Raw genomic sequence first — 5,390 nt, forward strand, 5'->3', positions numbered from 1 at the left:
GTCACGCAGGAGATCGCGGGTTCGATTCCCGTCGGGACCGTATTGCCTACCCAATAGGGTAGGCATTTTTTATACCTTCATATCCGTTTTATTCCTGTTACAATCCATCCACTCATATAAAGTAATAACTCTATCCTCACCCAGACATAACGCTCACTTTACAATATCCATGACGTTGCAATAAAAACTTAACATTTACGCTATTTGTTTACATTTTCAAAAGGGAGAATCGCATAAGCATACGTTTTACACCAAATATTTATATTACAAAATAATGAAAACACTGATATATAGATAATTTGAGCTATTTGCAACTGTTCAACATATTTTGTAATACAGTATTTCAATGGTAAAATTATAAATAATATTATTCTATAATTTTTAATACAAAAATAGAATTACCCGTTCATAAATGGTAAATTATATATTAGGTAACTATGCGCTATATATATTACATACATCACCTTTCACAAGGTATAATAGAGAAAAATATAGCCTTCACATAATTAAACGAACGGAAGAATTACACTTTGAGAAAAGAGGTTAAAATATATGGCTAGAAAAGTTGTTGTTGTCGACGATGAAAAACCAATTGCTGATATTTTAGAATTTAATTTGAAGAAAGAGGGATACGAAGTATTCTGCGCTTACGATGGTAACGATGCAGTAGATTTAATCTATGAAGAAGAACCAGATATCGTACTCTTAGACATCATGTTACCAGGCAGAGATGGCATGGAAGTATGTCGCGAAGTACGTAAAAAATTCGAAATGCCAATCATCATGTTAACAGCGAAAGACTCAGAAATTGATAAAGTATTAGGACTTGAACTTGGTGCAGACGACTATGTAACAAAACCTTTCAGCACGCGTGAACTTATCGCACGTGTGAAAGCAAACTTACGTCGCCATTATTCACAACCAGCTCAAGAAGTGAGTGGCGCTACAAATGAAATAACAATCAAAGATATCGTCATCTACCCAGACGCTTACTCAATTAAAAAACGTGGTGAAGATATCGAATTAACACATCGTGAATTTGAATTATTCCACTACCTTTCTAAACATATGGGTCAAGTAATGACACGTGAACATTTATTACAAACAGTGTGGGGTTATGATTATTTCGGTGACGTACGTACAGTTGACGTAACGATTCGTCGTTTACGCGAAAAAATTGAAGACGATCCATCGCACCCAGAATACATTGTGACACGTAGAGGCGTTGGATACTTCCTCCAACAACATGATTAGAGGCAACATCCTATGAAGTGGCTTAAACAATTACAATCCCTTCACACTAAACTCGTTATTGTTTATGTATTACTGATTATTATTGGTATGCAAATCATCGGTTTGTATTTTACTAATAGTTTAGAAAAAGAATTACTAGATAATTTTAAAAAGAACATAACGCAATATGCGAAGCAGTTAGATGTTAATATAGAAAAAGTTTATAACGATAATGACAAAGGTACGGTAAACGCTCAAAAGGATATCCAAAACCTTTTGAGTGAATATGCCAACCGTCAAGAAATCGGAGAAATTCGCTTCGTTGATAAAGACCAAATTATTATGGCTACGACAAAGCAGTCTAACCGTAGTCTAATTAATCAAAAAGCGAATGACGGTTCCGTCCAAAAGGCACTTTCTCTCGGTGAAACCAACAACCACATGGTCCTTAAAGACTATGGTAGTGGTAAGGAACGTGTCTGGGTTTATAACATACCAGTTAAAGTCGACAAACAAACTATCGGTGATATTTACATAGAATCGAAAATCAACGACGTATATAACCAACTCAATAACATTAACCAAATCTTTATCGTCGGTACAGCTATATCATTATTCATCACAGTAATCCTCGGTTTCTTTATCGCCCGAACGATTACCAAACCAATTACCGATATGCGTAACCAGACTGTTGAGATGTCTAAGGGTAACTATACTCAACGTGTGAAGATTTATGGTAACGACGAAATCGGTGAGCTCGCACTTGCTTTCAACAACCTATCTAAACGTGTGCAAGAGGCGCAGGCTAACACCGAAAGTGAGAAACGCCGTCTAGATTCAGTTATCACACATATGAGTGATGGTATCCTCGCGACAGATCGCCGTGGACGCGTGCGTATTGCGAATGATATGGCGCTTAAGATGCTCGGTCTCGCGAAAGAAGACGTTATCGGCTATTACATGCTCGGTCTTCTTAACCTTGAAAATGAATTCTCACTAGACGAAATTCAAGAAAATAATGATTCCTTCTTATTAGATATTAACGAAGAAGAGGGCATTATTGCACGTGTCAACTTTAGTACCATCGTGCAAGAAACAGGATTCGTCACAGGTTACATTGCCGTGTTACATGATGTAACAGAACAACAACAAGTTGAACGTGAACGTCGCGAATTCGTAGCAAACGTTTCACACGAACTACGTACGCCACTCACATCAATGAACAGCTATATCGAAGCACTCGAAGAAGGCGCTTGGCAAGATGAAAGCCTTGCACCACAATTCTTATCCGTTACACGTGAAGAAACAGAACGTATGATACGACTCGTTAACGACTTACTCCAATTATCCAAAATGGACAACGAGTCAGACCAAATTACTAAAGAAATCGTTGACTTCAACATGTACATTAATAAAATTATTAATCGACATGAAATGGCAGCGAAAGATACAACATTCGTAAGAGAAATCCCACAACAAACAATATTCACAGAAATCGATCCAGATAAGATGACACAAGTATTCGACAACGTTATCACTAACGCAATGAAATATTCACGTGGTGATAAACGAGTTGAGTTTCATGTGAAACAAAATGCACTTTACAATAGAATGACCATTCGTATAAAAGATAATGGTATTGGAATTCCAATCAATAAAGTAGATAAAATATTCGATAGATTCTACCGTGTTGATAAAGCACGTACACGTAAGATGGGTGGTACAGGACTCGGTCTCGCAATTTCCAAAGAAATTGTAGAAGCGCACAATGGACGCATCTGGGCAAACAGCGTAGAAGGTCAAGGTACGTCTATCTTCATCACACTTCCTTGTGAAATCATTGAAGACGGTGATTGGGATGAATAGTAAAGAACATATTAAATCAATTATCCTAGGTCTTCTCGTACTCATCAGTATCGTTTTGACATACTTGGTCTGGAACTATACACCAGACCTCAATAATGTTACTAACTCAGATAGCAGTAAAAAGAACGAGCCGAAACCACTAAGTAAACCTATGACAGCAAGCATGGAAGGCACGGTTACACCATTTCAGATCATTCATTCAAAGGATGATAAACCACAAGGAACGGTCTCAACAGGTGATGCACTTGATAGCATTACGAAGCCATTGAAGAATCAAGAAGTTAAATCTGTGTCACATATGCGCAGAGATCATAACCTTGTTATACCAGAACTAAGTAATGACTTTACCGTGCTAGATTTCACATACGATTTACCTTTAACGACATACTTAAGTCAGGTATTGAACATCGATGCGAACGTACCCAACCACTTTAACTTCAATCGATTACTTATAGACCAAGATAATGACAATCACGTGGTGCTTTATGCGATAAGTAAAGACCGTCACGAAGTCGTGAAATTAAAAACATCAGCACAAGGTAAAAATATAGATAGCGCCTTAGACAGTATTAAGTCAGATATGCAACCATATACTGAAATCATCACTAATAAAGACACTATCGATAAAGCAACACACGTCTTCGCGCCAAGTAAACCTAAAGACTTAAAATCATATCGTATGGTCTTCTCAACAATGAACGTCGAACGAATGAATTCCATTCTCTTTGAAGATTCAACTATCGTACGAAGCTCTCAAAGTGGTGCGACAACATATAACAACAACACAGGCGTCGCGAACTATGACGATAACAGTGAAATGTATCATTATAAAAACCTATCTGAAGACGCGAAAAGCTCAAGCAATATGGAAGAAACAATTCCAGGTACCTTTGAATTTATCAACGGCCATGGTGGATTCCTTAACGAAGATTATCGTTTATTCAGTACAGATAATAAGACAGGTAAACTGACTTACCAACGCTTCTTGAATGGTTACCCTACATTCAACAACCAGAATTTAAATGAAATTCAAGTCACATGGGGTAAAAAAGGCGTCTTCGATTACCAACGCTCATTACTTAAGAGCAGCGTTCAACTGAACAGTGAAGAACCTAAGACCTTACCTACAGCCGAATCCGTTCGTTCAGCACTTGCCAATAATAATAATATTGACTTTGAAAAGGTAACCAACATTGCAGTCGGCTATGATATGGATGACAAACCAGATAAAGATGATATAGAAGTTCAACGCAATAGTGAATTCACACCACAATGGTACGTAGAATACGATGGCAATTGGTACGCCTATAAAGATGGGAGGCTTGAATAAATGAATTGGAAACGCACAAAGACGCTATTCATTTTCGTATTTATTCTCGTCAACATCTTACTCGTCATGATATACATCGATAAAGTCAATAAAGCACAGATTAATGACGCAGAAAGTGGGAACAACGTTAATTTTCAACAAGAAGAAATTAAAGTCCCTACAGACGTACTTAATAAGAAAGTTAAAGATACGAAACTCGCACAAATCACAGCACGCTCTAAAGACTTCTCGAGCTACGCTAAAGAACATTCAAGCTTAGATACATCAGACAAAAACAAGACATTAGAAGGCGATATAGACAAAACTGTGAAAGTAAGCGATAAGAACCTAAAAGACATTAAAGATTTTATTGCAGATAGTATTTATAACGGTAAACAATATCAATTGAGTGATCTAAGTTCAGATAAAATCACTTACGAACAAACCTTTGAAGGTTATCCTATTATGAATAACAATAAAGCCCGTTTAACCTTTAATTTAAATGATGGAAAAGCAACAAGCTACAAACAAACAGCGATGAATAATATCCATATCGCAGAAGGGTCAAATAGTACTAAGAAACAAGTCATTAGCCCACGTAAAGCCGTCGAAGCACTTTACTTCAACAGATATCTAAAACGAAACGACCAAGTCATCGACGCACGCCTAGGCTATTACTCAGTCGTCAAAGAAACCAACGTACAATTACTACAACCCAACTGGGAAATTAAAGTTAAACACCACGGTAAAGACAACATAGAAACCTATTACGTCGAAGCCACCACCAAAAACCCAAAAGTTATAAATTAAGGTGCTAAGAAAAGCGCTTAGGTCGCGAGCAATAACTAGCATCAAGCGAAAATTGTTCCTCAAATTTTAGCGCGATGCGTATTATTGTCGAACGACCTGCTTTTCGAAGCCCGTCAATTAAGGTGCGAAAGTGAGCGTTTAGGTTTTGAGCAGAACCGAAAAGCGAGCAAAA

4 protein-coding genes are annotated in these 5,390 nt (G+C 37.3%); all 4 read left to right on the top strand.

What is annotated here, in order from left to right; all coding sequences use genetic code 11:
• Positions 1-552: 552 nt before the first annotated feature.
• The 4 genes from yycF to HMPREF2706_RS07070 are packed head-to-tail and all read left to right on the top strand — an operon-like array spanning position 553 to position 5,218.
• Complete coding sequence (gene yycF, locus HMPREF2706_RS07055) at positions 553-1,254, top strand: response regulator YycF (RefSeq protein WP_002434481.1); 702 nt, start codon at positions 553-555, stop codon at positions 1,252-1,254.
• A gap of 12 nt (positions 1,255-1,266) precedes the next feature.
• Positions 1,267-3,099, top strand: coding sequence for a cell wall metabolism sensor histidine kinase WalK (gene walK, locus HMPREF2706_RS07060; protein ID WP_002434451.1), 1,833 nt, complete (start codon positions 1,267-1,269; stop codon positions 3,097-3,099).
• A complete protein-coding gene (yycH, locus tag HMPREF2706_RS07065) occupies positions 3,092-4,429 on the top strand; it encodes a two-component system activity regulator YycH (RefSeq protein ID WP_002434631.1) in 1,338 nt (445 codons plus the stop codon). Before walK ends, yycH begins: the two co-directional genes overlap by 8 nt.
• Positions 4,430-5,218 carry a two-component system regulatory protein YycI gene (locus HMPREF2706_RS07070; RefSeq protein WP_030065550.1) on the top strand — a complete coding sequence of 263 codons (789 nt, stop codon included), beginning with the start codon at positions 4,430-4,432 and terminating at the stop codon, positions 5,216-5,218.
• Positions 5,219-5,390: the final 172 nt, after the last annotated feature.

The sequence above is a fragment of the Staphylococcus sp. HMSC067F07 genome (assembly GCF_001837405.1).
GTDB lineage: Bacteria > Bacillota > Bacilli > Staphylococcales > Staphylococcaceae > Staphylococcus > Staphylococcus capitis.